The following is a 748-nucleotide window of genomic DNA, read 5'->3' on the forward strand; positions in this document are numbered from 1 at the left end:
AGTTTGGCCAGCCAAGTTACCCGTCACACCCAAGTCACCCCAAGTTTTTACTTCTTTGTCGAAGCCACACTTACGAGTAGATGAAAAAACCGCGTCGATCTGAGGAATAGTCAAACCTTTGATTGGGTTATCTTTGTTTACGAATACTGCTAATGCATCGATTGCAACTGGAACGGCTGTTGGCGCATAACCGTGACGCTTTTCGAATGCGCCGCGCTCTTTGTCTTTCATCATACGGCTCATTGGGCCAATGTTTGAGGTACCTTCAGTCAAAGCTGGAGGCGCAGTTGAAGAACCCGCTGCTTGAATCTGAATGTTTACATTTGGGTAGTTACGCTTAAAGTCTTCGGCCCAAAGTGTCATCAGGTTTGCCAAGGTATCAGAACCAACACTTGAAAGGTTGCCTGAAACGCCACTGGCTTTCTCGTATTTAGGAAGGTTTGGATCAACATCTGCGTGTGCAGTGCTCACAGCACCTAATGTACTGAGGGCTAAGATACTAACTATTTTCTTTATCATCTTGAGTGCTCCTAAGTGGCTTAATTGCCGAAAAATTTGTTTGCTTACTTTCTTGATGAGGCCACTATAAAGATGCAATGTTACAGTTATGTGACAGCTCCGTCTTGTTTGTCACATAAGTGTCATAAGAATGTAAAAAAACTGTTAGATCCCATATCTACGGGGCTTAGCGGGGAGTTGTTGTATTGCTTAGATAGCTAAATCTAAGAAAGTCGCTTCGGCATTGACC

At 43.9% G+C, this 748-nt stretch carries 1 protein-coding gene; it reads right to left on the reverse strand.

Annotated features, from left to right (window positions below; genetic code table 11):
* A partial coding sequence (locus A3757_RS24910) for a PstS family phosphate ABC transporter substrate-binding protein (RefSeq protein WP_197470310.1) occupies nucleotides 1-519 on the reverse strand: 519 nt, incomplete at its 3' end.
* Nucleotides 520-748 lie beyond the last annotated feature (229 nt).

The sequence above is a fragment of the Oleiphilus sp. HI0117 genome (assembly GCF_001635235.1).